This is a genomic window from Marinobacter sp. M1C, from assembly GCF_023314135.1.
GTDB lineage: Bacteria > Pseudomonadota > Gammaproteobacteria > Pseudomonadales > Oleiphilaceae > Marinobacter.
This window is the reverse complement of record NZ_CP092289.1, coordinates 1,689,036-1,715,801: the sequence shown is the minus strand read 5'-3', so window position 1 is coordinate 1,715,801 and position 26,766 is coordinate 1,689,036. Positions and strand designations below refer to the sequence as shown.

At 55.7% G+C, this 26,766-nt stretch carries 27 protein-coding genes; 12 read left to right on the top strand and 15 right to left on the bottom strand.

The genetic code is table 11. The features are described 5' to 3' along the window. Positions 1-120 precede the first annotated feature (120 nt). The gene (locus MIH19_RS08180; protein ID WP_249008392.1) at positions 121-2,349 is read right to left on the bottom strand and encodes a DUF1631 domain-containing protein; all 2,229 of its coding nucleotides are present in this window, start codon (positions 2,347-2,349) and stop codon (positions 121-123) included. Between the two features lie 249 nt (positions 2,350-2,598). Between MIH19_RS08180 and nadC the strand changes: the two genes are divergently transcribed. After that, the gene (gene nadC / locus MIH19_RS08175) at positions 2,599-3,441 is read left to right on the top strand and encodes a carboxylating nicotinate-nucleotide diphosphorylase (protein ID WP_249008391.1); all 843 of its coding nucleotides are present in this window, start codon (positions 2,599-2,601) and stop codon (positions 3,439-3,441) included. Between the two features lie 34 nt (positions 3,442-3,475). Here nadC and MIH19_RS08170 read toward each other — a convergent pair whose 3' ends face one another. Genes MIH19_RS08170 through MIH19_RS08150 form a run of 5 tightly spaced genes read right to left on the bottom strand, consistent with a single transcriptional unit; the run spans position 3,476 to position 7,052 of the window. After that, on the bottom strand, positions 3,476-3,826 hold the full coding sequence (locus tag MIH19_RS08170) for a YqcC family protein (RefSeq protein WP_249008390.1): 351 nt from the start codon (positions 3,824-3,826) through the stop codon (positions 3,476-3,478). Then, a complete protein-coding gene (locus MIH19_RS08165) occupies positions 3,823-4,632 on the bottom strand; it encodes a ParA family protein (RefSeq protein WP_249008389.1) in 810 nt (269 codons plus the stop codon). The genes MIH19_RS08170 and MIH19_RS08165 overlap by 4 nt, the downstream gene beginning before the upstream one ends. Positions 4,633-4,680: 48 nt before the next feature. Further along, positions 4,681-5,397 carry a DnaA regulatory inactivator Hda gene (gene hda, locus MIH19_RS08160; RefSeq protein WP_249008388.1) on the bottom strand — a complete coding sequence of 239 codons (717 nt, stop codon included), beginning with the start codon at positions 5,395-5,397 and terminating at the stop codon, positions 4,681-4,683. After that, positions 5,376-5,936, bottom strand: coding sequence for a CDP-diacylglycerol--glycerol-3-phosphate 3-phosphatidyltransferase (gene pgsA, locus MIH19_RS08155; protein ID WP_249008387.1), 561 nt, complete (start codon positions 5,934-5,936; stop codon positions 5,376-5,378). The genes hda and pgsA overlap by 22 nt, the downstream gene beginning before the upstream one ends. Positions 5,937-5,957: 21 nt before the next feature. After that, positions 5,958-7,052, bottom strand: a complete 1,095-nt coding sequence (locus MIH19_RS08150) for a DUF2066 domain-containing protein (RefSeq protein ID WP_249008386.1) — start codon at positions 7,050-7,052, stop codon at positions 5,958-5,960. A gap of 316 nt (positions 7,053-7,368) precedes the next feature. Between MIH19_RS08150 and purM the strand changes: the two genes are divergently transcribed. Genes purM through MIH19_RS08135 form a run of 3 tightly spaced genes read left to right on the top strand, consistent with a single transcriptional unit; the run spans position 7,369 to position 9,894 of the window. After that, positions 7,369-8,433 (top strand): phosphoribosylformylglycinamidine cyclo-ligase, encoded by a 1,065-nt coding sequence (gene purM, locus MIH19_RS08145; RefSeq protein ID WP_249008385.1) that lies wholly within the window; start codon positions 7,369-7,371, stop codon positions 8,431-8,433. Continuing rightward, the gene (gene purN / locus MIH19_RS08140; protein ID WP_249008384.1) at positions 8,430-9,092 is read left to right on the top strand and encodes a phosphoribosylglycinamide formyltransferase; all 663 of its coding nucleotides are present in this window, start codon (positions 8,430-8,432) and stop codon (positions 9,090-9,092) included. The genes purM and purN overlap by 4 nt, the downstream gene beginning before the upstream one ends. 31 nt (positions 9,093-9,123) lie before the next feature. After that, a complete protein-coding gene (locus MIH19_RS08135) occupies positions 9,124-9,894 on the top strand; it encodes a DUF3108 domain-containing protein (protein ID WP_249008383.1) in 771 nt (256 codons plus the stop codon). A gap of 21 nt (positions 9,895-9,915) precedes the next feature. Here MIH19_RS08135 and MIH19_RS08130 read toward each other — a convergent pair whose 3' ends face one another. From MIH19_RS08130 to apbC, 4 genes are read right to left on the bottom strand one after another with little or no spacing between them, the layout of a single operon-like run. After that, a complete protein-coding gene (locus tag MIH19_RS08130; protein ID WP_249008382.1) occupies positions 9,916-11,193 on the bottom strand; it encodes a valine--pyruvate transaminase in 1,278 nt (425 codons plus the stop codon). Positions 11,194-11,248: 55 nt separating this feature from the next. Next, positions 11,249-11,848: a YjaG family protein gene (locus MIH19_RS08125; protein WP_249008381.1), complete on the bottom strand. Its 600-nt coding sequence runs from the start codon at positions 11,846-11,848 to the stop codon at positions 11,249-11,251. Beyond that, positions 11,845-12,411 (bottom strand): dCTP deaminase, encoded by a 567-nt coding sequence (gene dcd, locus MIH19_RS08120; RefSeq protein ID WP_249008380.1) that lies wholly within the window; start codon positions 12,409-12,411, stop codon positions 11,845-11,847. The genes MIH19_RS08125 and dcd overlap by 4 nt, the downstream gene beginning before the upstream one ends. A gap of 56 nt (positions 12,412-12,467) precedes the next feature. Beyond that, complete coding sequence (apbC, locus tag MIH19_RS08115) at positions 12,468-13,580, bottom strand: iron-sulfur cluster carrier protein ApbC (protein WP_249008379.1); 1,113 nt, start codon at positions 13,578-13,580, stop codon at positions 12,468-12,470. 230 nt (positions 13,581-13,810) lie between these two features. On the opposite strand from apbC, the gene metG reads away from it, so the two are divergent. From metG to nth, 8 genes are read left to right on the top strand one after another with little or no spacing between them, the layout of a single operon-like run. Next, a complete protein-coding gene (gene metG, locus MIH19_RS08110) occupies positions 13,811-15,850 on the top strand; it encodes a methionine--tRNA ligase (protein ID WP_249008378.1) in 2,040 nt (679 codons plus the stop codon). A 39-nt stretch (positions 15,851-15,889) separates the two neighbouring features. Further along, a complete protein-coding gene (rsxA, locus tag MIH19_RS08105; protein WP_048384854.1) occupies positions 15,890-16,471 on the top strand; it encodes an electron transport complex subunit RsxA in 582 nt (193 codons plus the stop codon). 15 nt (positions 16,472-16,486) lie between these two features. Continuing rightward, the gene (gene rsxB, locus MIH19_RS08100; protein WP_249008377.1) at positions 16,487-17,122 is read left to right on the top strand and encodes an electron transport complex subunit RsxB; all 636 of its coding nucleotides are present in this window, start codon (positions 16,487-16,489) and stop codon (positions 17,120-17,122) included. Beyond that, positions 17,119-18,993, top strand: a complete 1,875-nt coding sequence (rsxC, locus tag MIH19_RS08095) for an electron transport complex subunit RsxC (RefSeq protein WP_249008376.1) — start codon at positions 17,119-17,121, stop codon at positions 18,991-18,993. Before rsxB ends, rsxC begins: the two co-directional genes overlap by 4 nt. Before the next feature lie 5 nt (positions 18,994-18,998). After that, positions 18,999-20,051, top strand: a complete 1,053-nt coding sequence (gene rsxD / locus MIH19_RS08090) for an electron transport complex subunit RsxD (RefSeq protein WP_249008375.1) — start codon at positions 18,999-19,001, stop codon at positions 20,049-20,051. A gap of 4 nt (positions 20,052-20,055) precedes the next feature. Further along, positions 20,056-20,751 (top strand): electron transport complex subunit RsxG, encoded by a 696-nt coding sequence (rsxG, locus tag MIH19_RS08085; RefSeq protein ID WP_249008374.1) that lies wholly within the window; start codon positions 20,056-20,058, stop codon positions 20,749-20,751. A 5-nt stretch (positions 20,752-20,756) separates the two neighbouring features. Then, complete coding sequence (locus MIH19_RS08080) at positions 20,757-21,473, top strand: electron transport complex subunit E (RefSeq protein WP_249008373.1); 717 nt, start codon at positions 20,757-20,759, stop codon at positions 21,471-21,473. Further along, complete coding sequence (gene nth / locus MIH19_RS08075) at positions 21,473-22,111, top strand: endonuclease III (RefSeq protein ID WP_249008372.1); 639 nt, start codon at positions 21,473-21,475, stop codon at positions 22,109-22,111. The genes MIH19_RS08080 and nth overlap by 1 nt, the downstream gene beginning before the upstream one ends. Positions 22,112-22,171: 60 nt before the next feature. Here nth and rpoS read toward each other — a convergent pair whose 3' ends face one another. From rpoS to surE, 5 genes are all read right to left on the bottom strand, one after another. After that, a complete protein-coding gene (gene rpoS, locus MIH19_RS08070) occupies positions 22,172-23,173 on the bottom strand; it encodes an RNA polymerase sigma factor RpoS (protein WP_249008371.1) in 1,002 nt (333 codons plus the stop codon). A gap of 175 nt (positions 23,174-23,348) precedes the next feature. After that, positions 23,349-24,155, bottom strand: a complete 807-nt coding sequence (locus MIH19_RS08065) for a peptidoglycan DD-metalloendopeptidase family protein (RefSeq protein ID WP_249008370.1) — start codon at positions 24,153-24,155, stop codon at positions 23,349-23,351. A gap of 188 nt (positions 24,156-24,343) precedes the next feature. Beyond that, on the bottom strand, positions 24,344-25,333 hold the full coding sequence (locus MIH19_RS08060) for a DUF368 domain-containing protein (protein WP_249008369.1): 990 nt from the start codon (positions 25,331-25,333) through the stop codon (positions 24,344-24,346). Continuing rightward, positions 25,333-25,989, bottom strand: coding sequence for a protein-L-isoaspartate(D-aspartate) O-methyltransferase (locus tag MIH19_RS08055; RefSeq protein ID WP_249008368.1), 657 nt, complete (start codon positions 25,987-25,989; stop codon positions 25,333-25,335). The genes MIH19_RS08060 and MIH19_RS08055 overlap by 1 nt, the downstream gene beginning before the upstream one ends. After that, a complete protein-coding gene (surE, locus tag MIH19_RS08050; RefSeq protein WP_249008367.1) occupies positions 25,986-26,756 on the bottom strand; it encodes a 5'/3'-nucleotidase SurE in 771 nt (256 codons plus the stop codon). Before surE ends, MIH19_RS08055 begins: the two co-directional genes overlap by 4 nt. Positions 26,757-26,766 lie beyond the last annotated feature (10 nt).

Genomic DNA, 26,766 nt, shown 5'->3' with positions numbered 1-26,766 from the left:
CAGAGGCTTGGGTAAACACAGAGTGGGGGGTTTGAGGCAAGGCGAATCCTGATTCAACGAAGTGGTATAACTCCAATTGAATCACAAAGCGTCACCGTGTGCCACGGCACGCTGCAACCTTCAAAAGCGGCGACTGGTGCGTAAGTTGTCAATAATCGACTCCAGAGCCCGGTCAAAAATCAAACCATCGTCCAGTATTTCAATATGGCCTCGGGCCATCATTTCCGCCAGCTCGTTGCGGCGGTATTCGGCGACTTTGGCGCCGCTGCGATTTACAAATATGTACTTATCTACCGCCCGGATAAATGCCGCCAGCTTACAGCGAATCTGACTGCCATCGCGATTTAATTCAAGCCAGCAACCCACTCGCAAACTATCGGCTTTAGCCAGCCATTCATCGGCAACAACCGGTTGAGCCCTTGTGGGCTCTGAAACCTCCGGCTCGGGCGCCCGGGCAACCACCGCTTCTTTGGGGTCATCTGCGGCAACTGGCAAGGCAGGCGTCGGCTGACTGACGTCGGCGGCCTCACCGGGCGCAATCACCAAGCGCTGGAACACGTCAAGATGTGCCAGTTCCAGATCACGGATCATCGTTTCTACCGACAAACCATCCCAGGCCACACCTTCCAAAGCCCCGCGTAACTGCTCAATAACGTGCGGTATGGCTTGCTGTAACAACTCATGGGTCGTTGCCGTCAGGGGTACCGGGTCAATGGTCCAGATCAGCTGCTCGGTTAGCGCCTTGGCTCGCTGCCAAGCCTTATTGTCGGTGCTTTCATGGAGCGCTAGCCAATGCAGGTAATGGCCCCAGGGGCCATTCAGCATATTTTGCACCGGCTCGGGTAATAGCCGGCCATCCATTGCCTTGTGCAGCAGCTCTTTGGCGTCTGAGATTGCCTGTTCATGGCGCGCACGGCCTTCTTCTGCGTCCCGCAGGCGCTGCTCTACCAAATCACTGCGGCGCTGGTCCAGATCAGAAAACCGGTTGAAATCGTCCAACAATTCGTTAAACAGCGATACGTCTGTGGAAAAATCCGCCAGTATCCGGTTTACCACCGCGCTGATTTTATCCAGTAGTGGGTCACGCTGACCGGGGCGTTTTTCAGTCCAGCCGGTGGCGGCCAGTGCCATTTCGTTAAGCAACTTGCGTGCGGGATGGCCACCACGGTTGAAGAAATTCTTGTCTGTTAACGCCACTTTCAGCACCGGTATCTGCAACCGTGCCAACAGGCTTTTCATCACCGAATGCAAATGGCGGTCGTCCAGAATAAACTCGAACAGCATAGCCACCAGATTGATGACGTCGTTGTCCACCTGGCCGGGCCGCAGTGACTGACCAGACGAACTCTGTAACACCGGTTGCAGCTGCTGGTTCAGAGGTACCAGCGGCGCACTGGCGTCATTGCCAAATGCGGTCTGAACCTGGTTCAGCCGAGCCAGCAGGGCGTCGGTTTGCAACCATTGCCCGCCACTGGCATGAGCGTGACCCTCACCAGATGCAGCCTGACCCTGCCGCAGCAGCGCGCTCAGTTGCGAAAAAGTAGCGGCTGAAACCTCTGCCTCTGTCTGAGGTTTTCCCACACCATACCCGCCCGCCTCTCGGAACGCTGCTGATGGCGGCGGCACCGGCGTGCCCTGGCGGCTGCGAGCCGGTTGCGCCGCGCTGACCGCTTTGCTGTCAGGCAGAACGCCTTCTTCTATCAGAGTCACATTGGCGCCGTGATACACCTCGCCGAGGCTGCTCACCAGCAGTTGGTCAAACAATTTCAACACTATCAGCCGTGCTTTTATGTCAACATCAAGGTCTTTGCTGGCCGCGGCCAGTCCACCGCACAGCACTTCCGGGCACAACGGCATCTGGTCGTCTTCCAGAGTCACACCGGGTAATAGATGGCGCACGCGCAAGCTCAGGTGACGTAACGCTTCACTGTATTGATAGCGCAGTTTTGTGACCATATTATCGATGGCCACCTGTTGCTCAAGTTCGGCGTGATCCAGCAGGCTAAGAGAACCTTCATCCACACTGCCGAGGCCCGGAACGGTGCTCTGCGGGCGGAACTTGCCAATATCATTGAAGGCCTGACTGACGTGATGCAACACCGCTACCGTCATCGACTTGCGACGCAGCCGAAGTTCGCGCATGGCGTCAAAATAGCGGGTTTGTTCCTGATCAGTGCTGGCGCGATCGGCGAGTTCGAACAGAGCATCGTCAGCGCGGTCAAAAAATTGATTCAGCACCGTACGGATACTCTGGGCAGACGCGTCCCGTAGCCGAATTAACGCAGTCGGCAAAAAAAAGCGGGACGTTGAACCCTGTCCCGTGATGTTGACAACTTTTTTGTCCTGCACTGAATCTATCTCCTGTTAGCGCCGAGCCGCCTTTTCCTTTGCTGATCGGAATATACTTTCAAATACTATCATAAAGCCTTATTGCGTCAGTATGTGTCAGGATTTGTCATGATTTGTAGAGTCTTGAGCTGGATCACACTCGGCAACATGTACGCGGCGGTTGGCGAACGCCGGCGGGCGCGATAAACTGCGTTTCTGCCTATTTGTGCCGCGTGCACCTAACTTCTCTGCCGTTACGGACACCACACCATGATCAGTGCCGAACTTCTGCGCCAGTCTAGAATTGAAACGGTTGCCCACAGTCTGCGCGAAGACATTGGCGACGGTGACATTACGGCACAACTTATCGCCGCTGACACCCGCGCCGGCGGCCGCGTGATTACCCGCGAACACGCCGTTATTGCCGGCCGCGAATGGGTAGATGAAGTATTCCGTCAGGTTGATCGCGACGTTGTTCTGGACTGGCAGGTGGAAGACGGCCAACGCGTCGAACCCGGTCAGCTGCTGTTCCGTATGAACGGCCTGGCCCGCAGCCTGCTGACTGCCGAGCGTGCGGCCTTAAACTGGCTTCAAACCCTGTCTGCAGTCGCCACCCTCGCCGCCCGTTACGCGGCGCTGATCAGCCACACCCGTACGCAATTACTGGATACCCGCAAAACTCTGCCTGGCTTACGCCTGGCGCAAAAATACGCGATCACCTGTGGCGGCTGCAGTAATCATCGTTTGGGATTGTGGGACGCTTTTCTGATCAAAGAAAACCACATTGCGGCCTGCGGTTCTATTGCGGCCGCTGTGCGTGCAGCGCGGGAACTGGCGCCGGGCAAACCGGTAGAAGTAGAAACCGAAAATCTGAACGAACTGCAACAGGCACTGGATGCCGGTGCCGACATCATCATGCTTGACGAGTTTTCTCTGGCGGATATGCGCACAGCAGTGGCCCAAACTGCGGGTAAGGCAAAGCTTGAAGCCTCTGGCGGCATTGACGACAGCACCTTGGTGGCCATTGCCGAAACCGGTGTCGACTTTATCTCTTTGGGCACGCTGACAAAAAACCTGCGGGCCGTAGACCTGTCCATGCGCCTAGACGCCTGAGCTGTGATCATATTTCGTGGCCTGGCGATAGCGCTCAGCAGGGCTTCGCTCCCAGCAGTTCGTCCAAAGCGGCCAGTTCACGGATCAAAGCCTGCCCGGGGCCAGAGCCCCTGCGATAGTGCTCTTCTGCCATTGGCGCCACGCCGCTGACCGTGGGTAACGGCTGAGCATCTTCAACCAGCTGTTTTAGCCGCGCCAAAAGCACAAACTGCAACCATTGTTCAAAGCTCATCGTATCCAGGCAGAACGGCTCGCGGCTGAGGTACTTTTCCGCCGCCAGAGGCTCGCTTTGCCAGCAATTCATCTGGCGCAGCTGAATTTCAATGGCTAACAGACGGTCGGCAACCTGATAGGCCTGGCCAGAGCTGTCGGGTGCGGCTGTCATTTTTGCGCCGTCAGCGCTGCATCGGCCATCAGTGGTTCGCCGTGAAGCAGCCGGTACAGGTCTTCGAACTGTTGGGTTAGAGGGTGTCGCGGCGCCATATGAATCAGCGGCTGATGACACTGATGGGACTCTTTCATTTTCACTGAGCTAGACAAGCGAACCGACAATACCGGCAAACCTTCCTGCTCCAATTCAGCCAACAGCTTGGACGGCAGACTGGCGCGGGCCTGAAACTGATTGGCAACAATGCCCTCAATACTCAACTCCGGGTTGTGGTCCTCCTGCAGTTCCTGAATTTCGTGAATGATGCTGTACAGCGCTTGGCGCGCGAAATCATCACAATCAAACGGAATCAGGCAGCGCTGGGCACCAATCAGCGCCGAGCGGGTATAAAAATTCAGCGCCGGCGCGGTATCAATGTAAATGTCGTCGAAATGTTGATCCAGCTTTTTCAAGGCTTCACGCAGTTTGTAGATTTTGTGCTTGGCTTCAAGTTTACGTTCGAGAAACTCCAGCTCCGGGCTTGAAGGCAACACCCAGAGGTTCTCAAAAGGCGTCGCGTGCACAAACGACTCTTCCGGGCGCCGGTTGAACACCGTGAACGCCAAGGTCTGCTCAAGCAAATCAGCCGCGTTATTATCGAGCTCGGTGGCAGGCCGACCCATCAGGTAATGGGTTGAATTACCCTGCGGGTCCAGATCAACCACTAACGTGCGCTTGCCGCGGGCCGCACTGATCGCGGCCAGGTTGCAGGTAATACTGGACTTACCGACACCGCCTTTCTGATTGAATACCACACGTCTCATCGCTCGTCTCCTTACTTGTGTATGGGCGTTCGCTCATAGCGGCCGCAGTTACCAGTTCATTACGGTTTTTACAAACGGAATGGTCAGCCGGCGCTGGGCTTGCAACGAATTTTCGTCCAGCGAGTCCAGAATGGCCAGCAGCTCACCCAGCTGTCGCGGTGCGCGGCGCAGAATAAATCCGGCAACGTCGTCAGCCATCACCAGCCCTCGCTGCTCTGCGCGGGCCATCAGAATACGCTTGCGATCTGAATCGCGGTAAATACCCAGCTGCAGAGTCAAGCCGTGGCTAAGGCGAGAAGACAAATCGGGCAAAATGAACGGTAAAGATGCGGGCACGTCCGACAAGCTCACAACAAGCTGGTGACCGGCATCCAGCATGCGGTTGTAAAGATGAAAAACGGCCTCTTCCCAGCCGGTCTGACCAACAACGCTGTCCAAATCGTCCAGGCACACCAGGTTAAATTGCTCGAGCCCGGTAAGCGCATCTGGTCCAAACGGCCCCAGCTCGGTAATGCTGATGCAAACCGCTGATAACGACTGGCTTTCAGCGTAATGGCACAGGGCCTGTAACAGGTGGCTTTTGCCAGTATCAGAATCGCCACACAACAACAACACTGGAACCGTTACCGGAGGCTGACAAGCCTGCTGCAAACGCTTGGCCACGGCCGCGTTGCGCTCGCCGTGGAAGTTGTCGAAACGGGCATCGTCACGCAATTTAACACCCAGAATGAGCTGTGAACTTGTCACGACAACCTGGCCCTCCATGCCCGTAAGCTCCAAGCGAGCAGATAGTGCGCACCGCTAAGCACTGTGAATACAGCAACTATCCAGACGAGCGCCGAGTTTATCCACGGCGGCGTCATAATTATGACCTGCAACAGCATTACCAGCAGCACTGCAAGAATCTGAATCGCGGTGTTGAATTTACCCAAAAGACTCGGCGCCATTTCGAATCTACCGATTCCATAGTGAAATATCAGTGCGCCACACACAATTAACAGGTCACGCCCCAGCACCAGCAAAAACAGCCATAAAGGAAATACGCCGCCCAGCGCCAACATCAGATAGGCGCTGATGAGTAAAGCTTTGTCCGCCAGAGGGTCAACGATGGCGCCAAAGCGGGAGCGCCAGTTAAAGCGGCGGGCCAGATACCCATCCACGCCGTCAGTCACCGCTGCCACAGTAAAAATAATCAATGCTATGGAATAATTGCCTGCGTGCAACTCCATAGCAAACGGAGCAATCAACGCGATACGCAGAAAGGTTAGAGCATTTGGAATCCAGCGCCAATGATGCAAACTCAAAGCGCCCTCCTCGCATCGAGTTTAACGCACCACCGCCGGAACCGGTGAAGGCTGCCAGCGATAGATCAGAACCGGATACAGCGCCTGCAGAGCCTGTTCGTCGGACGGTCCGGCCGCTGTTGGCTGCGACACCAAGCGGGAATCCAGCGTGATGTAGTCACGCAGCTGGTCCAACTCACCAGAGAATGTCAGGCGCATGGTCAGCTCACTGCCTTTCACTTCAACAGGCGCGACACTGTCAACAGCATTAATCTGCGCCAATGCTCGGGTTATTTCGGCGTAGTCCGCTAATTTAGTCACGCCTTGCAGTACCAAATCTACCGTAGGCTGTTTACCAGCATCGCCTTCGCTTGCCCCGTAACGGCTAACATAAAGTTCGGTCCAGCGATCAACTAAGGCCTGCGCCAGGGCGGCCGGCGAATCTGAGCTCACCGTCTGCTCGCCAGGGCTATCAGAACTGAAGCCGTCCATCACCCAACCCGCGCGCCACTGACCACCGCTACGACTCACCCGCACCAGCGCCATCACATCACGACCAACATCATTGGAAGCGCTGCGTACACGGCTAAAAAACTGACCCCAGATATCCGACAGCAACTCGCGATTACCGGCCGCACTTGCAACCGGTAACACCAAGGGCAAGCCGCGGACCCGCGATGCGCTTTCAAGACCGGAGCGGAAATCGGCACTGGCACCGTCAAGAGGGCCGATATCGGTAATCAATGCCCTCCCACCATTTTCTTCAAGCGCAACCCAAGCCAAGGTCAGTGGCCGGTTGGCACCCCACACCGGCGCCTGAATTGAGGCCAGCGCCTGGGTGACGGCTACCGCGCCAAAGCTCATCTGTACCCGGCTTTCAGCACCTGCATTCAAAACCTGGTAAGACGTCAGCATCGACTCTGCCGCAGCAAGTACCCGATCAACATCTTCACGCTCCAATACTCCACGGCTACCGGCAACACGCACCAGCACCTCACGCAGCCCTGCGTCATAAGACGCCGATAACGCCTCTGATCCGGAGCCTTCCAGAGCTACGTTGGCAGAGTACAGATTGTTGACGGGTACTGCCTGAGCCTGAGCCGCCAGCAACAACATTGCCGCCAATACCCAGCGCACAGCGGACTGCCTGACACGGGCCCGGGCGCTAACGACGAGGCTGCAGCAAGACGCGGACAATAACTTGAAGTTGATTGACCTTTGAAAGTCAGGCACAAAGATTTTTTGAAATTCAGGCCTGTAGTTCTTTTGAAATGCACGCATGTAAAAACCCGGCAATTGCATGGACGACGGACAGGATACACCAAGCCCCCGGGCCTGAGTAGCGCTGCACCCCGGCACCCTTAAGGCGGAATCGTGGCAATTACGGTTGGACCCCTTCACTGCACCTGCTAAAATCCGCGCCTTGACCCACTGGCCAACGGTTTACAGATCCATGAGCGAACACAAGCCTTCTTTAACTTACCGCGACGCCGGCGTTGATATTGACGCCGGCAATGAACTCGTCAACCGCATTAAAGCGACAGCGGCACGCACCCGTCGCCCGGAAGTGCTGGGCGGCCTGGGTGGGTTTGGCGCCATGGTTGCCATTCCTGCTGGCTATAAAGAGCCTGTCCTGGTGTCTGGCACCGACGGCGTAGGCACAAAATTGCGCCTGGCCATGCAGTTACAAAAACACGACACCATCGGCATCGACCTGGTCGCCATGTGCGTGAACGACCTGATTGTGGGTGGCGCCGAGCCCCTGTTTTTCCTGGACTATTACGCCACTGGAAAACTGAACGTAGACGTTGCTGCCAGCGTGGTTGAAGGCATTGGCGAAGGCTGTGAGCTGGCCGGCTGCGCCCTGGTGGGTGGCGAAACCGCCGAAATGCCGGGCATGTACGAAGGTGACGACTACGATCTTGCCGGATTCTGCGTTGGCATAGCCGAACGCGCTGATATTATTGACGGCAGCCGCGTGCGCCCGGGTGATGCCCTGCTGGCGATGGGCTCTTCCGGCCCCCATTCCAACGGCTATTCACTGATCCGCAAAATTTTGGAAGTCAGCAACGCCGATCTGAACCAGCCAATAGGCGATACTACCCTGGCCGAAGCCCTGATGGCCCCGACACGCATCTATGTAAAAAACTTGCTAAAGCTGATTCGCGACATAGACGTTCGTGCTCTGTCACACATTACCGGCGGTGGCCTGCCCGAGAACATACCTCGCGTGCTGCCCAAGGGCACCGTGGCCACAATTGACACCGCCAGCTGGCAGCTACCACCGGTGTTCCAATGGTTAAAAGACGCCGGCGGCGTGGCCACTGAAGAAATGTACCGCACGTTTAACTGCGGCATTGGCATGGTGCTATGCGTTCCACAAGACCAACTGTCGCTGACATTGGATACACTCAATGCCATGGGCGAAACGGCGTGGCATCTTGGTACGATTGAAGCCGGCGTGGATCACCAGGCCGACAGCGTTGTACGCTACCAGCCGGGACTGCTGGCGATATGAAAGCGGATCCGTCACCGCGCCCCAAGATTCTGATTCTGGTGTCAGGCGCAGGCACCAACCTGCAGGCGTTGATTAAAGCCAGCCGTGAGCGCGACTACCCCGCCGACATAGTGGCGGTTGGCAGCAATCAAGCCAAGGCGCCAGCGCTTGCGAAGGCGGCCTATGCAAACATTCCGACCTTTGTGATTGAGCACGGTCGCTATGGCAGTCGCGATGAATTCGATGGCGCCCTGATGCAGGAAATCCGCCGCCACAATCCGGACCTGATTGTGCTGGCCGGTTTCATGCGCATCCTGACCGAGGGCTTTGTCCGCGCGTTCCGCGGCCAACTGCTGAACATTCATCCTTCGCTGCTACCAAAATACACCGGCCTGAATACCCACCAGCGCGCACTGGACGCCGGTGACAAAGTGCACGGTGTATCTGTGCACTTTGTCACCGAAGAACTGGATGGAGGGCCGATTATCGCTCAGGCCCAAATTGCAGTGGGCCCGGACGACAGCGCTGAAACCCTGGCGCAGAAGGCGCAGACTCAGGAGCATGTGCTTTATCCGATTGTGGTGCGTTGGTGCTGTGAGGGCCGCGTGCAACTCGGTGCTGAACAGGTTTTTTTTGATGGCCAGGCGCTCTCCCAGCCCTTGGTATTGCCGGCAAACTAATCGGCCGAACACTGTATTGGAGGAGGCAATCATGCAGAAAAAACCCCGTATTGAATCAGCATTTTCGAGGTTGCCCCTGCTACTCAATCTGGCCTTGTCGGTGTGCCTGGCTATCTTCACCGCGTCTGCGCTGGCGGCGGTTGAGGATGAGTCGTCAGGCACCGCGGAGCTAGCACCTTTCGAGGCTTCTTTTACCGCCTCTATCGAGAAGGGTATTACTTTGAACGGCAGCGCAAAACGCATTCTTAGCAACCAGAGTAATGGCGTTTGGCTTTATCGTACCTCGGTAAAGTCGTTTGTAGCCGATATTGAAGAATCGGTGGTTCTGAAGTGGCAGGACGGTCAGGTCATTCCTCTGCGCTATCGCTATAAGCTGTCAGGTTTGCTAATTCGCGATCGTGAAGAGACCATCGATTTTGACTGGGAGCAAAATCTTGCGACTGGCCGCTATAAAGGCACAGCATTCGAAACTCCCCTCAGCCCTGGCATGCTGGACCCACTAGGCTATCAACTTCAGTTGCACCAGGATCTCAAAGCAGGAAAACGTGAAATGGAATACCGTTATGTGCGCCACGGAAGGCCGAGCGAAGATAGATTCGCGGTGATTGACGAAGGGACGATTGAAACTCTACAAGGCGAAATAAACGCTCTGACGGTCGAAAAACTGCGTGGCGAAGGCGCCAAGCGGGAGACGCTGATGTGGTTCGCCCCAAAATTCAACTACGCGCTGGTGCAATTACTGCAAACCGAGCCTGATGGCAGCCGCTACGAGCTCAACCTGAAAAGCATAAAACAGCTTTAATTTGCGCTCGGGCTAAGGGCATTAGCCCGCAGCTTCAGCCTCAACCCAAACCGCTTTAACTTCTTCAGCAATAATCCTCAGCCCTTCGGCAACCCGCTCGTCGTCCTGCGAATAGGTCACCCGCAGGCACTCGTCACGGTGATTCCAGCCATCCTCGGATAGCCCCGGGAAAAAGTAATGACCAGACACCACCAACACACCGCGAAGCTTCAAGCGCTGATACAGTTCCAGGCTGGTAATCGGTAAATCCGGAAACCACAGCCACAGGAACATCGCGCCCTCGGGTTTGTGGATATACCAGCGGCACGACGCATCTTCCATGGCGCCGGTGAATGCTGCCACGGCGCGCTGCATTTTGGCCTTATAGAACGGGCATACCACGTCACGGCTTAGTGTCAGGATCTCCCCCGAGCGCACCAACGGCTCCGCCAGCATGGCACCAAAGCTCCCAGTAGCCAGATTCATGATCGCATTAATGCTTGCCAGCGCCTTGATGGTAGGCGCTGCAGCAATCACAATACCGGTGCGAGCCGCAGGCAAGCCCAGTTTGGACAGGCTCAAACAAAGAATAATTTGCTCGTTCCAGGTCGGTTTGGCTTCGGTAAACAACAGACTGGGAAACGGTGTACCGTAAGCGCCATCCACAATCAGAGGGATATTTTGGCGCCGCGCCAGGATTTCCAATTGCGCCAGCTCGTCATCGGTAATGACGTTGCCGGTAGGGTTGGTTGGCCTGGACACACAAATAGCGCCGGTTTCGCCGGTCACTTCTACCGCGTCAAAGTCGATTCGGTATTTGAACTCGTGGGCGTCGGTGAAGGAAATATCAGGCTGCACCGCGTGAAACAAGTCCGCGTCTATGCCCGCGTCGGCGTAACCGATGTACTCCGGTGCCAGCGGCAACAGAATGTGTTTGTGCACGCCATCGCCGTAATCACCACCGAACATATTGAACAGCATAAAAAATGCTGCCTGGCTGCCATTGGTGAGCGCAATGTTCTCGCTGGTCAGGTCCCAACCATACTCACGGCTCAATAATTCCGCCAACGCGGCGATAAACTGCTTTTCGCCTTGGGGAGGATCATAAACGCCCACCAGGCGGCGCATATCGTCGTCACTCTGGCTGATCTGAACAAGAATCTCCCGAACCCGCTGTTGTATCTCCGGAATATGACCGGGGTTGCCGCCGCCCATCATGATCAGGTCATCACCCGAGGCCATGGCGTTACCTAAATCATCCATCAACGAGGTAATACCGGCATCCGCCGTAAATTTCTGGCCAAACGCAGAGAGTTTCATCAGATCAAATCCATTGGTCGAACGGTTTTATTCAGTCAAGGTTATTCAGTCAATGTTAATCGGACAGCGAAATGCCCAGATTGCTAACGCCATCGTTTTCCGCTCGCTGGCGCAGGGTAGTGATAAAGTCCTGCCGTGGAACGCGCTGACGCTTTAATTCCAGCACCAGGTCGCGCTGAAACAACTTGTCATCTTTCATCAAGGGATGCTGGTCCAGCAGGCGCACCAGTTCGTCTTCGCTTAGCTCTTCGGCCTCCGAAACCTCAACAAAGCTCATCACGGTTGCCGTGGCAAGCTGTGAAGCTTCTGTTGCTCTATGCTTGCCAGGATTAAGCCGGTTCAACAGCGCCTGTTCCAGCAACTGGCAAAAGTCATATGCGGGGTACACGCCGTAGGCGTCGTAGTCCTCAACGTTTGGCGATAGCGCTTCTAGCTTGCGCAGCCACTGGGGAATGGCAGTCTCGATGGCATCTGGCTTTAACAGATTCCAACCCGCATCCAGAATCTGGCGCATTTTGGCGCCGGTTTTCAATTCCATGGCGTCCGCAAACAGGGCGTAATTGGGAAACGCCCGCTCGGCCAGCGATAGCAAAAACGCGCATTCGCGCCAGCCTTGTAGCTGCTGTACTGCTTTTAAAAACTGATTGGCGTTCATGTGCGTGGCAGCGTTACGCCGGTTTGGCCCAAATACTTGCCGCCCCGGTCTTTATAGCTGGTTTCACACACTTCGTCAGCCTCGAAAAACAGCATCTGCGCCACGCCTTCGTTGGCGTAAATTTTCGCCGGCAAGTTGGTGGTGTTGGAAAATTCCAATGTCACCTGGCCTTCCCACTCTGGCTCAAGCGGAGTGACGTTGACAATAATGCCGCAGCGGGCATAAGTAGATTTGCCCAGGCAGATGGTCAGCACATTACGGGGAATGCGAAAATATTCCACCGTGCGCGCCAGCACAAACGAGTTGGGCGGAATAATGCACACATCGCTGGTAATATTCACAAAGCTGTTTTCGTCAAAATTCTTCGGGTCTACCGTGGCGGAATGCACGTTGGTGAAGATTTTGAACTCGTTGCTGCAGCGCACGTCGTAGCCATAGCTGGAGGTACCGTAGGAAATGACCCGGCCCTTTTCCGATTCACGCACCTGGCCGGGCTCAAAGGGCTCGATCATGTTGTGTTGCTGCGCCATGCGGCGAATCCACTTGTCGGGTTTAATGCTCATGCTGGTTTCTCATATCCCGGAGTTATAAAGGGCGACAGTTTAACTGTTGGCCAGTTTTAGTGCGAATTCCAATGGCCGGTGACCGACACGCTGGAAATAGCGCCGCTTAAATTGCGTTCACGCTTTGACAACTCCGCCCCCACGCGGCGGGCAATGTCCAGATAGCGCCGCGCCACTTCGGAATCCGGCTCTGCCGCCACCGTAGGTTTACCACCATCGGTTTGCTCGCGCACGGTTTTGTGCAGTGGCAACTGGCCCAACAATACGGTGTCGTAGTCATCGGCAATACGCGCTCCGCCATCGGTGCCAAACAACGCTTCTTGGTGGCCGCAGTTACTGCAGATGTGCACGCTCATATTTTCCACCACACCCAACACCGGTATTTCCATTTTACGGAACATTTCAATACCACGCCGGGCGTCCATCACAGCAATATTCTGCGGCGTAGTGACAATCACCGCGCCGGTTACCGGCACTTTTTGCGCCAGCGTCAGCTGGATATCACCGGTGCCCGGCGGCATATCCACAATTAGATAGTCCAACTCGCCCCAAAGAGTCTGCTGCAGCAGCTGCATAAGCACACCTGTAACCACTGGGCCGCGCCAGATCATCGGGGTTTTGTCGTTGGCCAGATACGCCATGGAGTTGGTTTTCAAACCGTGAGCTTCAATGGGAATAAAGTACTTTTGCTCCTGTACCTCCGGCTTTTGGCCATCCGGCACGCCCAGCATCATACCCACGCTGGGGCCGTAAATATCGGCATCCAGCACGCCCACCCGGGCGCCTTCGTGCTGCAGCGCCAGAGCCAGATTCACCGCAGTGGTGGATTTACCCACGCCGCCTTTACCGGAAGCCACCGCAATAATGTTTTTAACCCCGGGAATCGATGGCAATTCTTTCTGGGCTTTGTAGGCGTGAATTTTTTGGGCCACGTGAATGTCCGAGCTTTCCACACCTTCAACTGATTCCAGCGCATTCCCCACCAGCTGTTTCAAAGCCCCGGCAATGCCTTTGGACGGATAGGGCAACTCCACCATCAAGGTGACTTCACCGCGTTTGTCCACGTCCAGCTTCTTTACCGCATCCAGCTCGTACAAGTCTTTTTCAAGGTACGGATCGCGGTATTCGCGAATGGCCGCCTCCAGGGCTTGGCGGGAAATCGTGGTCATAACATCACTCCGGGAGAGTTTAGGGACAGCACAGAAAGAGTTCAGAAAGAGTTCAGGCCGGTAATGCTGCACTTAAACGGGGTTTCGGATGAAAAAATTCTGCGTGGAAGGTATCATTTGTGCCCAATTCTGGCCATACAGGATACCCGCGTTCCGTGCACAAATCTGCGCGGGGGTGTTTTGTTGATTCGCGGCCTACATTCAATTCCAGCAAAGGTTCAAGCTCAACCATGACGCAAGCGAGTGCGAAGCAAAAACGGGACATTCTGGTCACCAGTGCCCTGCCCTATGCCAACGGCCCCATTCACCTGGGCCATTTGCTGGAATACATCCAGACCGATATATGGGCGCGCTACCAAAAACTGCGCGGCCATACTTGTTATTACGTTTGCGCCGACGATGCTCACGGCACCGCCATTATGCTCCGCGCCGAGCGGGAAGGTATTACCCCCGAGCAGTTGATTGACCGCATCCGCCAGGAACATCAGCAAGACTTTGGCGACTTTCTGATCCGCTTTGACAATTACTACACCACCCATTCTGACGAGAACCGCCAGTTTTCAGAGTTTATCTACCGTCAACTGCAGCAGAACGGGCACATTGCCACTCGCACGATTACCCAATCGTTCGACCCTGAAAAAAACATGTTTCTGGCCGACCGATTTATCAAGGGTACGTGCCCCAAGTGTAAAACCGACGACCAATACGGCGATAACTGCGAAGCCTGTGGCGCCACCTACTCACCCACCGAGCTGATTAACCCGCGTTCGGCGGTGTCCGGTGCCACACCCATCGAAAAAGAATCCGAGCACTTTTTCTTCAAACTGCCGGATTTTGCCGACTTCCTGGCCAAATGGACTCGCAGCGGTACCCTGCAACCGCAGGTAGCCAACAAACTGGCTGAATGGCTAGACGCTGGTCTGCACGACTGGGACATCAGCCGTGACGCACCCTACTTCGGTTTTGAAGTGCCAGATGCACCGGGCAAGTATTTTTATGTGTGGCTCGACGCGCCCATTGGCTATCTGGCCAGTTTCAAAAACCTGTGCGTTCGCGAAGGCATCGATTTTGAACACTTCTGGAAAGCCGACTCCACCGCCGAGGTGTACCACTTCATCGGCAAGGACATCATCAATTTCCACGCCCTGTTCTGGCCAGCCATTCTGCACGACACCGGTTTCCGCACGCCCACCGCGGTTTGGGCCCACGGTTTTGTGACCGTTAATGGCAAAAAAATGTCCAAATCCCGCGGCACCTTCATCATGGCCCGCACCTATCTGGACTTCCTGAATCCGGAGTACCTGCGCTATTACTTTGCGGCCAAACTCACCGGCGGCGTTGATGACATGGATTTGAACCTGGACGATTTTGCCGCCCGGGTAAACTCGGACCTGGTGGGCAAGGTGGTTAATATAGCCAGCCGCAGCGCCGGCTTTATTAGCAAGCGCTTCGACGGCAAGCTGGGTCAAGTCACCGAGATCGACAAGCTTAACGAGTTCATCAGCGCCGGCGAAGAGCTGGCCGGTTACTACGAGAATCGCGAGTTTGGCCGCGCCATGCGCCGAATCATGGAGTTGGCGGATATTGCCAATCAGTACGTCAACGACGAACAACCCTGGGTAGTAGCCAAGCAGGCAGGCGAAGACGAAAAGCTTCAAGCCATCTGCACCAACGCGCTGAACATGTTCCGCCTGTTGATGGCCTACCTGGCGCCGGTACTGCCAAAGACCGCCGACGCCTCGGAAGCTTTCCTGAACGCCAAGCTGGATTGGAACAACCGCGCCGAGTTGCTTCAAGATCACGGCATCAACGAATTTCAGCCGCTGATGAGCCGGGTGGACATGACGCAGATCGAAAAAATGCTCGATGCCTCGAAAGAACAGCTGCCGGTGGCTGAAGCGCCGGCAGAAGCCGCACTGAAAACACCACTGGAGCCCATTAGCCCGGAAATCGAGTTTGACGACTTCGCCAAGGTGGATCTGAGGGTAGTCAAAATCATCAAAGCCGAGCACGTAAAGGGCGCCGACAAGCTGTTACGCCTGACACTTGACGTGGGACATGGCGAGCGCAACGTGTTTGCTGGTATTAAATCAGCCTACGCGCCCGAAGAACTGGAAGGCCGTTTAACCGTAATGGTCGCCAACCTGAAAGCCCGCAAAATGAAATTCGGCCTGTCCGAAGGCATGGTGCTGGCAGCCGGCCCTGGCGGCAAAGACATCTTTATTCTGTCGCCAGACTCCGGCGCTACGCCCGGCATGCGGATAATGTAAGTCGTTAATAGAAAATAGCCAGCGAGGCCCGAAACAACCATGACCGAGTACCTGCTCATACTGGTCAGTACCATACTGGTCAACAATTTCGTGCTGGTTCAATTTTTGGGCCTGTGCCCGTTTATGGGGGTGTCCAGCAAACTGGAAACCGCCATGGGCATGTCGCTGGCGACCACCTTTGTGCTGACATTGTCGTCGGTGTGCAGCTATCTGGCGTACACCTATTTATTAGAGCCTTTGAATCTGGCGTTTTTGAAAACCATCACCTTCATTTTGGTGATAGCGGTGGTGGTGCAATTCACTGAAATGGTGGTACGCAAAACCAGCCCCCTGCTGTACCGGGTGCTGGGTATTTTTCTGCCGCTGATTACCACTAACTGTGCAGTGTTGGGTGTGGCCCTGCTAAATTTGAACCGCAACAATAATTTCGTCGAATCGGTGCTTTATGGGTTTGGTGCCGCACTCGGGTTTTCCCTGGTGCTGATTTTTTTTGCCGCCATGCGCGAGCGCATCGCGGTATCCGATGTGCCTGTCGCTTTTCGCGGCGCTGCCATCGGTATGGTGACCGCGGGGCTCATGGCTCTGGCGTTTTTAGGTTTTACCGGCCTGGTCAGCGTGTAACGGAGTCCTTGGCTTATGTGGACAAGTATCATCATCGCAGTTGCCGTTTTATTAGGCCTGGCCGCCGTGTTTGGGGCCCTGCTGGGCTTTGCCGCAGAGCGCTTCAAGGTAGAAGGCAACCCGCTGGTCGATCAGATAGACGCGCTTTTGCCGCAAACCCAGTGCGGCCAGTGTGGTTTTCCCGGCTGCCGACCCTATGCTGAAGCCATCAACAACGGCGAAGCCATCAATAAGTGCCCGCCGGGCGGTGAAGCCACCATCAACGCCCTGGCCGACTTGCTGGACGTAGAACCCCAACCTCTGGACGCCGAACACGGCGCTGCCCAGGCCAAGCGGGTAGCCGTGATTCGCGAAGACGAATGTATTGGCTGCACCAAGTGCATCCAGGCCTGCCCCGTAGACGCCATTCTGGGCGCCGCCAAACACATGCACACAGTGATAGAAAGCGAATGCACCGGCTGTGATTTGTGCGTGGAGCCCTGCCCGGTTGACTGTATCGACATGATCGTCATCGAACCGGACATCCGCAGCTGGACCTGGGCACCGCCTGTCGTAAAAGAAGTGGTGCCAGATGGAGAGCCCGCCGCGGCCGGCAGCCGCCTGATTGCCACCGACAGCCAGGCAGAAACCCGCGAAGCGAGCTTGTTATGACCCAGTTGTGGAACTTTGGCGGAGGCGTACACCCTCCAGAAAACAAAAGCCAATCCAACAATCGGCCCATTCGCCCCGCGGGCTTACCCGCGAAGCTGATACTGCCGTTGCAACAGCACATTGGCGAGCCTGCGCGCTGTATTGTCGAGCCGGGGCAAAAGGTGCTGAAAGGTGAAGTCATCGCCCAGGTCGGCAATGGCATGGGCGTACCGGTACACGCGCCCACGTCAGGCACCGTTGAGCGTATTTCCCTGGAGCCCGTGCCACACCCATCGGGTATGAGCGACACCTGCGTGGTGCTGATACCCGACGGCGAGGAGCGCTGGTGCGAGCTGATACCGCAGCCGGAATATCGCAAGCTGGAGCGCGACCAAGTGCTGGCGCTGATTCGTCAGGGCGGCATTGTGGGCCTGGGCGGCGCGGGTTTTCCAACCAACATCAAACTACGGCCGTCTGTAAACCGCAAAGTCGACACTTTAATTCTTAACGGCGCCGAGTGCGAGCCGTACATTACCGCCGACGACATGACCATGCGCGAAAAAGCAGACCAGGTGATGGCCGGTCTGCGCATAATGGCCTGGCTGCTGCGCCCGGCACGGGTGGTGATCGGCATCGAAGAAAACAAACCCGAAGCCATTGCCGCTTTGCGGCAGGCGGCAGAGGGCAGTAAAACCGAAATTGCGGTGATTCCCACCATCTATCCATCCGGTGGTGAAAAACAGCTGATCCAGATTCTGACCGGCCAAGAAGTACCCAGCGGTGGCATACCGGCGGATATTGGCGTGATGTGCCAGAACATTGGCACCGCGGTAGCCGTGGCTGATGCTATCTTGCAAGGCAAACCACTGATTTCTCGCGTGATGACGGCCACCGGCGAAGCCTTGGCAGAACCCGGCAACTTTGAAGTCTTGGTTGGCACCCCCACCAGCCATTTACTGACCTGCGCCGGTGTTGATAAACAGCGCATGTCGCGGTTAGTGCTCGGCGGCCCGATGATGGGCTATACGCTGCCGAACACGGATATCCCGCTGATAAAAACCAGCAACTGCGTGATTGCCGCCAGCGCCAGCGAACTGCCCGCGCCGGCGCCGGAACAACCGTGTATTCGCTGCGGCCAGTGCGCCGAAGTCTGCCCGATGGCGCTTTTGCCCCAGCAGTTGTTCTGGCACGCCAAAGCCACAGAGTTTGAAAAAGCCGAACATCTGAATCTGTTTGACTGCATCGAATGCGGCGCCTGCTCGTACGTGTGCCCAAGCTCTATTCCGCTGGTGCAGTATTACCGGTTTGCCAAAGGTGAAATTCGTCTACAGCGGGCCGAACAGCAAAAGTCCGACCGTGCTCGCGTACGCTTTGAAGCTCGCCAGCAGCGCCTTGACCGCGAACAGCAGGAAAAAGATCAGCGCCGCAAAGACCGGGCATTGGCCGCCGCCAAAGCTCAAGAACAGAAGAAAACCGACGCCCAGACGAGCGTTCAAGACGGCACAATAAGCGATGAGCGCGCGGGAAAATCCGCTCTGGTAGAGCAAGCTCTGGCTCGTAAAAAGGCCAAAGCCGCCGCGGCTGCTAGCGCTAAGCGCGCCGACCCTTCAACACAGTCCTCTGAAGAAGCAGCGCCGGCTGAAACATTCGCACCTGAAAATGCAGACAAAATTCCTGCGGTCGAGACGGCGCCAAGCATAGAAGAACTGGAACAGCAGCTGACTCAGGCCCAAGCCAAACTGAAAAAAATGCAGAGCATGCTGGAAGACGCTCGCAGTGGCCAAGCGCCCAACGTCGACAAACTCGAACGCGCCGTTGACAAAAATACCGAGCGGGTCCGGCGCGCACAGCAGGCGATTGATGACGCTCAAACGACTCCCCAACAGGCTTAAACTTCATGGCGCTTGAGCAACAGTCTTCCCCTCACGCCCACCGGGCTCGCCCTACCTCTCGGGTAATGTTATGGGTAATTATCGCCGCAATACCCGGGCTACTGGCACAAACGGTGTTTTTTGGGTGGGGGAATCTGATCAATGTAGTCTGGTGTGTCGCATTGGCACTGGCTACTGAAGCGGCCATTTTGAAATGGCGGAGCAAGCCCGTTGGATTTTTCCTGAAAGACAACACCGCGGCAGTCACCGGCCTGTTACTAGGCCTATCGCTGCCGCAATTTGCGCCCTGGTGGGTGTCTGTGGTGGCGGTTTTCAGCGCCATTGTGGTGGCCAAACAGCTTTACGGCGGTCTGGGTTCCAATCCGTTTAACCCGGCCATGGTGGGTTACGCCTTGGTGCTGATTTCATTTCCGCTGGCGATGACCACCAACTGGGCCGCACCGGTCGGCCTATGGCAGGACGCACCCGGGTTTGGCGAAACCCTCAGCGCCATCGCCTCGGGGCAGCAAACCGCCGTTGACGGCTGGACCATGGCCACCCCGCTGGACGAATACAAACACAAGGTGGGCAGCCACACCGCCGCGGAAATTACGATTCACCCCACGTTTGGCAACTTTATTGCTCGCGGCTGGGAATGGGTGAACGCCGGTTTCCTTGCAGGCGGCCTGGTGTTGTTAGCACTGCGTATTATCAGCTGGCACATACCCGTCGGTTTTTTGGGCGGGCTGGTCGCCATGAGCCTGCTGTTTGGCACCAACGCCGACCAGTATGCGCCGCTTTCGCTGCATCTGCTGGCAGGTGGCACCATGTTGGGGGCATTTTTCATCGCCACCGATCCGGTGTCGGCAGCCACCAGCCACCAAGGCAAACTGATTTATGCGGTGGGCATTGGCGCATTAGTTTACCTGATACGCAGCTGGGGCAACTACCCAGACGCCGTAGCTTTCAGCGTGTTGCTAATGAACTTTTCGGTGCCGTTTATTGACTACTACACACCACCACGCACCTACGGTCATCACAAGGCCCGACGCGGTTTACCCACCCGGAAACAGGGCTAACTTTATGGCAACCATGGCTCAATCCATAAGCCGCAGCGCCATCGGCCTTGGCCTTTTCGCGGTGATAACCGGTGGCACCATCGCCCTGACCCAGGCGGTCACCAAGGAACGTATTGCCAAGCAGGCGGCGCGGGCCGAAGCTGCTGCGCTGTTCGAAATCATTCCCGAAAGCACCCATAGCAACGACATGCTGAATGACACCATCAGCTTGCCAGACGCTGCTGTTCTTAACAGCGGTGAAGCGCCGAACGCCTGGGTAGCCCGGCAGCAGAGCGACCTGGTGGGCTTTATCATTCCGGTCACAGCCACCGACGGCTATTCCGGCGACATCAATCTGTTGGTGGGCATGACTCCGTCTGGCGAGTTATTGGGGGTGCGGGTGACCGGCCACCATGAAACACCAGGGCTGGGGGACCGCATTGAAACCCGAAAATCGGATTGGGTTTACCAGTTTAACGGCCACTCACTGGCCAATACGCCGAGCAAACAGTGGAACGTAAAAAAGAACGGCGGCGAATTTGACCAGTTCACCGGCGCCACCATTACCCCCCGGGCAGTGGTCAAAGCGGTTCACAAAACCCTGGTGTATGTGCGCAAACACCAGGCCGAAATTCGCCAGAGCCTGGGTTTGCCCGTCGAGCGTGGCAACCGCAAACAACGCAATGCCGTTGCCAGTCATTTTTCCGAGCCGGAGCACTAATTGCCATGGCAACAAAAACATCACGCGAGGTTATTCGCGACGGTCTTTGGAGCAATAACCCCGCGCTAGTACAAGTGCTAGGGCTGTGCCCTTTGCTGGCCGTAACCAGCACAGTGGTGAACGCACTGGGGCTGGGCCTGGCCACACTGCTAGTATTGATGGGTTCGAATCTGGCGGTATCGTTGATACGGAACTTTGTAAACGAATCCGTTCGCCTGCCGGCATTTGTGATGATCATCGCCTCGTTTGTAACCTGCGCCGAACTGCTGATGCAGGCATACACTTACGAGCTGTATCAGATTCTGGGCATTTTCATCCCGTTGATTGTGACCAACTGCGCCATTCTGGGCCGCGCCGACGCCTTTGCATCACGTAACCCTCCAGGGCTCGCGCTGCTCGACGGTGCCATGATGGGGCTGGGCTTCTTAGCGGTTCTGGTGGTACTGGGCGCCATGCGCGAACTGATCGGCCAAGGCACGCTGTTCTCGGACATGCACCTTCTGCTAGGGCCTGTAGCAGCTGGGTGGACACTGCGCCCGTTTGCGGATTACCCCAACATGCTGTTTATGATGCTGCCACCCGGAGCGTTTATGGGTCTGGGCCTGCTGATCGCACTGAAAAACGTGATTGACAGTCGCATTGAAGAAAAACGCAAAGCTGCGCAAGTTGAGACGATCAGCGCCGGCAGTAAACGGGTGCGAGTTACCGGAACTATTTCTTAATGAACAAACAGAAACGCACAGAAATTTTCAGCCGTTTACGGGAAGAAAATCCTAAGCCGGTCACCGAACTGAACTACAGTTCCGATTTTGAATTGCTGATTGCGGTCATTCTTTCGGCGCAGGCCACCGATGTGGGCGTAAACAAAGCCACCAACAAACTGTATCCGGTGGCGAACACCCCGGAGGCCATTTTTGCCCTGGGCGTAGATGGCCTTAAGGAATACATAAAAACCATTGGCCTGTTTAACAGCAAAGCCGAAAACGTGATAAAAACCTGCCGCGCGCTGATCGACCGCCACGCAAGCGAAGTACCGCGAACCCGGGAAGAACTGGAAGCATTACCCGGTGTTGGTCGCAAAACCGCCAATGTGGTGCTGAACACCGCCTTTGGTCAAATCGCCATGGCCGTGGATACCCACATATTTCGAGTATCTAACCGTACTGGGATTGCTCCGGGCAAGAACGTGCTGGAAGTGGAAAAGCGTCTGATACGCTTGGTACCGCAGGAGTTTTTGCTGGATGCCCATCACTGGCTTATTCTGCACGGGCGCTATATCTGCACCGCCCGTAAACCCCGGTGCGGTGCCTGTCCTATCGAAGATTTGTGCGAGTTCAAGGATAAACGCGACTATATATGATGCCTGACGCCCGATCAGGCTCGGCTGCCAACACGCGAGCGGCGCTGGCAGCCCTGACCGCTACTGGAATAGAAGGTTTCCAGTAAGCCCCTCTTTTTCCAATATCTCGCGTAGCCTACGTAGAGCTTCCACCTGAATCTGGCGCACTCGTTCTCGGGTCAGTCCGATTTCCTGGCCAACTTCTTCCAGCGTACTAACAGGATAACCACGTAAGCCAAATCGGCGAGCCAGCACTTCCTGCTGTTTTTCGCTAAGTTGGTCAATCCACTGTTGCAGGCAAACCGAAATGTTGTTTTCCTGCAGCACATCGGCGGGGTCTGATGCGCCTTCGTCAGCTACCGTGTCCAGAAGGGATTTTTCACCGCCGGCACCAATGGGCGTGTCCATAGAAGCAACGCGCTCGTTCAACCCAAGCATACGCTTGACATCTTTGACCGGTTTGTCGACCTTGCGGGCAATTTCTTCAGCTGTGGGTTCGTGGTCTAGTTGCTGGGTCAGCTCGCGGGCCGCCCGCAGATACAGGTTGAGTTCTTTCACCACGTGAATGGGCAAGCGAATAGTGCGGGTTTGATTCATGATGCCGCGTTCGATGGTTTGGCGAATCCACCAGGTGGCATAGGTAGAGAAGCGAAACCCGCGCTCTGGGTCAAACTTCTCAACCGCGCGAATCAAACCAAGGTTACCTTCTTCAATTAAATCCAACAGAGTCAAACCGCGATTCACATAGCGCCGGGCGATTTTTACAACCAGCCGCAAGTTGCTTTCAATCATGCGTTTACGACCTGACTCCTCGCCTTTTCGGGCCAGGCGCGCAAAGTATACTTCCTCTTCAGGGGTAAGCAGCGGCGAAAAGCCTATTTCGTTGAGGTAGAGCTGTGTGGCGTCCAGCTGTTTGCTACTGCTGTAATAACGACTGCTCGCCAAACGACTAGCGGGTTTCGCGGTTGTTTTGGTGGCAACCTTGCGCGGTGAGGCTGTACCCCCGGATTTTGGTTTTTCCTTTTCAGCGCCTTCGGACTGTTCGACGCGATCGACGATCAAGTCTTCCTGATATTGTGACATTCTGTTTGCCCCGCCTCTAAATGATCCTGGACAGCGCCCGTGTTTTGTTTATTAGGTCGGGCGTGCCGTTCTATTTGTGGTCGTATTCAGGACATCTATTCATGGCCACCCTGGCCGCTGTTGTTCCATTATTATTTAATGTGCTTTTAGGTGCTCTTACGTAATGATACCTAGTCTACCGCGCTGGTAAATAATATGCTGGATTCACTGGGTTGCCATTTTTTCGTATTTCAAAATGCAACATTGGCCGCTCTGCGCCGCTGTTGCCCAATTCGGCAATTATTTGACCCGCCTGAATGTTCTCCCCTTCTTTGACCAGTATTTTACGATTGTGTCCGTAAGCGCTGAGATACTGCTCGCTGTGATTAACGATTACAAGGTTGCCATAACCCAGTAAACCACTGCCTGCGTATACCACACTTCCGCCAGCCGCCGCCCGTACAGAATCGCCGGATTTTCCGGCAATATCAATCCCTTTGTTGACTTTTCCAGATGCTGAAAAGTTAGCAATTACAGTGCCAGAGTGAGGCCATCGCCATTTTATATCGGCAACAGTTTGGGTCTGCGACGCCAAAGGTGCGTTTGTGTCAGGCTTTCGAGTAATCACCGGTTGCCTGGTCGGCTTGGGGACCCGGGCGCTGCTGCTCGTTATTGCCGCTGCGCTGCGTTTGGCCCCGGCCCCTGCAACCGCTGTAGTGGGCGCTCGGCCACGCTTGTCAAGACGCAACATCTGGCCCGGCAGAATGGTCCAAGGTGCTCGCAGACCGTTTGCGTTACCCAGCTCCCGATAATCGCGACCGTAGCGCCACGCGATGCCGTACAGCGTTTCCCCTGACTTGACCATGTGGTGGCCCCAATACACCGGGGGGTTATAAATGTCGTCCTGATACAGCGCCGCCGTATTGCAACCGCCCAGCATCAACGTCAGCCACAACAGAGCTGCGACTGGATAGGTCAACAAAACGCGGGGCTGGAAAATCACGACATAGGTACCGGTGCGGTTATGAAAAATTCAACTCAACAATAATGCAAGCCCGCGCCGGTGTCTAAGTAGATTCGGGATATTCGCTGTAAGCAATTATTGTTGCAGTGATTTTTCTAACGGGCAGAACCGTGTTTACGGGCACTCATGTTACCCGGGGGAACAGCGCTTCTTACATTTCGTAACATTCAGGAGCGTTTACGCCCGGCAAAACGCAGCCCCAACCACTCCACCACCAGCACCAGCAGAATGCCCGCCACGGCCATCAGCAAGGCCTGGAAAACAAGTGGATTCAAGTCGGTCTGTTCAGCAAACAACGCTGGGCTAATGTTGATTTCGTGCACGGGCACCTGCTCTCCGGCGCTGTTAATCCGCCAACTCAGAGTTTCTTTCCAAGGCCAGACCTTGTTCAGCGCCCCCAGCATAAATCCGATCAACAGTGCCAGAACGCCGTCGTGAAAACGGTCAAAGGCCCAGGTAATAACGCGGGCGATAGAAAAAAGGCCCGCTGCACAGCCGGTAACAAACAGCAGCAACAACGCAACGTCAAAGCCCCTTATAGCGCTGAGCACTGGCACGTACATACCCATAATGACCAAAATGAAACTACCTGAAATACCCGGTAGTATCATCGCACAAATGGCGATGGCTCCAGCAAACAGAAACATGAGCGCTGAAGGCTCGGCGGCCATAGCCGGCAAGCTGGTTATCCACCAGGCAAAGGCCGTACCCGCCAATAACGGCAACACCAGGCGCCAATGATACTGGCGAACTTCACGCCCGACGTGCCATACAGAGGCCAAAATCAGTCCGAAGAAAAAACTCCACAGCAAAATCGGATAGGTGGTCAGTAAATAGCTGATCGCCGATGCCAAGGTGGCGATGCTGAGTATGATGCCACACAGCAGAGTCAACAAAAAACTGCCATCGCATACTTGCCAGAAAACGGCAACGCGGCCCCTAATCAAATCGGTCAATAGCGCTTTAGGCACCGCATTTATCGCCGCTAGCAGGCGAAAATAAATGCCGGTTATGAACGCAATGGTGCCACCAGAAACGCCAGGAACTATGTCGGCCGCGCCCATGGCCAACCCCCGCAGAAAAACCGACGGCAAACCCTGGGAACGCAAAGCGGCTTTCTTCTCATCAGTCCGCAAAATGGGCGATGTTTGGTTCATCAGCGCACCACCCCGCCCAACAAAGGCACAAATTTAACCGCTTCCAGTTCCGTGCGTTCAAAGCGATCGCCGCGGCGCACAATTTGAACCAGTACCTGTCGTTCAGCCCCCACCGGGGAGATCAGAACACCGTTGTCTGCCAGTTGTTGCAACAACTCGACGGGCACCTCGGTAGGTGCCGCGGTAACAATGATGCCGTCAAAAGGGCCACGTTCGGGCCAGCCCATACCGCCATCAGCGTGGCGCAGCACAGCGTTGCGACACTTTAGATTGCGCAGGCGCTCCCTTGCTCGGTCCTGAAGTGGTTTTATGCGTTCAACGCTGAACACCTCGGCGAACAAATTGCACAGCACCGCCGTCTGATAGCCAGAGCCGGTACCCAATTCCAACACTTTCTTTGGTTGGTGGGCGTATAGCAATTCGGTCATACGGGCGACAATATAGGGTTGCGACAAGGTCTGGTTGTGGCCAATCGGCAAAGCGGTGTCTTCATAAGCCCTGTGCGCCAGGGCTTCATCGAGAAAAATATGGCGTGGAACCTCGGCTATGGCATCTAACACCTGCGGTGACGAAATGCCTTTGTCTTTCAAGCGCTGGATCAAACGCAGGCGGGTACGCCTGGACGTCATGCCTATGCCTTGTATGTGCGCATTCATTGTGATTTGCCCGAGCTGTCTTCTAGCGCTCCAACCCAGTCACGCAGGCTAGACATCACCTGGTGCCGGGTCATGTCGATGTGCACCGGCGTAATGGACACGTAGCCTTGAGAAATAGCGTGAAAGTCGGTGCCCGGACCTGCATCTCCGCCGTTACCGGCAGCGCCTATCCAATAGCGTTTTTTGCCGCGGGGACAGGTCATAGGCACCGCACCCTCGGCCCGTTCACGGTCGCCCAAACGGGTTACGCGGAACCCGGACAGTTCGCTCCAGGGCAAATCCGGTACGTTCACATTCAGAATGGAACGCGGTCCAAGGTCCATGGGCTTATGGAATTTCAACAGCGTAGCAACCACCCTTGCGGCGGTGTCGTAATGAAATCGACCGTTATTCACAAGCGAAACCGCGATCGCCGAAAGGCCCAAATGACGGCCTTCGGTGGCTGCCGCAACGGTGCCGGAATAAATTATGTCGTCGCCCAGATTGGCGTGTGTGTTGATGCCCGACACCACCCGGTCAAAAGGTTCGTCGAACAAACCGTTTACTGCAAGATGGACACAATCCGTTGGCGTGCCATCGACCGAGTAAAAGCCATTTGGATGCTCTTCCACCGTCAACGGGCGCTTCAGGGTCAACGAATTACTGGCGCCGCTGTGGTCTCTATCAGGGGCCACCACATGCAGTTCACCCAGGCCTTGCAAACCTTCGTAAAGGGCAATTAGCCCCGGCGAGTGCACGCCGTCATCATTGGATAACAGTATTCGCACTTTGTGCTCC